Genomic DNA, 1,772 nt, shown 5'->3' on the forward strand with positions numbered 1-1,772 from the left:
AGAGCACTTCCTTGGTAAGGAAGAGGTCCTGAGTTCAACTCTCAGTTACAGCTCCACTTCTGATTTGTTCTCGACTACTTGAACAAAGTTTCGGAACCGGAACAATGAGGAACAATGAAACAAAACAATACTCTTTTGATTATTTAATTGATTAAAATAAAAAAGTAAAGCTATGGCTAAAGAAGTTTATCAGCGCACCAAACCGCACGTAAACATCGGTACTATCGGTCACGTTGACCATGGTAAGACCACTCTGACAGCTGCCATCTCTAAGGTGCTCCACGAGCGTCTGGGAACTGGTGAGGATGTTAAGAGCTTCGATCAGATCGATAATGCTCCTGAGGAGAAAGAGCGTGGTATCACTATCAACTCTTCACATATCGAGTACGAAACAGCTAATCGCCACTATGCACACGTTGACTGCCCGGGTCACGCTGACTATGTGAAGAACATGGTTACCGGTGCTGCCCAGATGGACGGTGCTATCCTGGTTTGTGCTGCTACTGACGGTCCTATGCCTCAGACTCGTGAGCACGTGCTTCTCGCTCGTCAGGTGAACGTTCCTCGTATGGTCGTGTTCCTGAACAAGTGCGATGACGATGAAGTAGATGAGGAAATGATCGACCTCGTTAAGATGGACGTTCAGGACCTGCTCACTTCTTACGGTTATGAGGAGGAGACTCCTATCATCTGCGGTTCTGCTCTCGGCGCACTGAACGGTGTTGCTAAGTGGGAGGATAAGATCCTCGAGCTCATGGATGCAGTTGATACATGGATTCAGGAGCCTGTTCGTGAGGTTGATAAGCCCTTCTTGATGCCTGTTGAGGATGTGTTCTCAATCACTGGCCGTGGTACTGTTGCTACAGGTCGTATTGAGACTGGTCGTTGTAAGATCGGTGACGAGGTTCAGTTGCTCGGTCTCGGTGAGGACAAGAAGTCAGTTATCACTGGTGTTGAGATGTTCCGTAAGACCCTTCCCGAGGGTGAGGCTGGTGACAACGTAGGTCTGTTGCTTCGCGGTATCGACAAGGATGAGGTTAAGCGTGGTATGGTTGTTGTGCACCCGGGTGTCATCACTCCGCACGATCACTTCAAGGCTTCCATCTACGTGCTGAAGAAGGAAGAGGGTGGCCGTCACACTCCGTTCGGTAACCGCTATCGTCCTCAGTTCTACCTCCGCACTATGGACTGCACAGGTGAGATCACTCTCCCCGAGGGCGTAGACATGGTGATGCCTGGTGATAACGTTGAGATTGAGGTTCGCCTGATCTACAAGGTTGCTCTGAACGAGGGTCTTCGTTTCGCTATCCGTGAGGGTGGTCGTACGGTTGGCTCTGGCCAGATCACATCAATTCTCCCCGACGTGGAGGAAGAGGGTTAATCTGATTAACAGTTAATTCTAAATAAAGGGTCTCTGTGCCCTTGTGACACAGAGACTTACTTACGGGTTTAGCTCAGTTGGTAGAGCACTGGTCTCCAAAACCAGGTGTCGAGAGTTCGAGTCTTTCAACCCGTGCTAAAAGAAGATAATATGTTCAAGAAGATAGCAAATTATTGCAAGGAATGTTACGACGAACTTGCGCATAAGACTACTTGGCCAACTCGTGCCGAATTGACACACAGTGCAGTGGTTGTATTATCTGCTTCCCTTATCATTGCACTTGTAGTTTTCGGTATGGATCTCGTCTTCGAGAATCTCATGAAGTTTGTTTATCCAGGTTAATTTCCAAGAAAGAAATGGCAGAAGCAGGTAAGAATTGGTATGTGATGCG

The 1,772-nt window shown here is 48.1% G+C and carries 2 protein-coding genes and 1 tRNA gene; all 3 read left to right on the plus strand.

The annotated features are described in order from the left end of the window. The first annotated feature begins 172 nt into the window (after positions 1-172). The 3 genes from tuf (at position 173) to secE (ending at position 1,723) form a co-directional block, all read left to right on the plus strand. Positions 173-1,381, plus strand: a complete 1,209-nt coding sequence (tuf, locus tag WKK33_RS00040; protein ID WP_337801322.1) for an elongation factor Tu — start codon at positions 173-175, stop codon at positions 1,379-1,381. 62 nt (positions 1,382-1,443) lie between these two features. Beyond that, a tRNA-Trp gene (locus WKK33_RS00045) sits at positions 1,444-1,516 on the plus strand. Positions 1,517-1,531: 15 nt separating this feature from the next. Next, the gene (secE, locus tag WKK33_RS00050; RefSeq protein WP_215760375.1) at positions 1,532-1,723 is read left to right on the plus strand and encodes a preprotein translocase subunit SecE; all 192 of its coding nucleotides are present in this window, start codon (positions 1,532-1,534) and stop codon (positions 1,721-1,723) included. Positions 1,724-1,772: the final 49 nt, after the last annotated feature.

Origin of the sequence: Hallella sp. (genome assembly GCF_037460745.1) — a bacterium.
Classification (GTDB): domain Bacteria; phylum Bacteroidota; class Bacteroidia; order Bacteroidales; family Bacteroidaceae; genus Prevotella; species Prevotella faecis.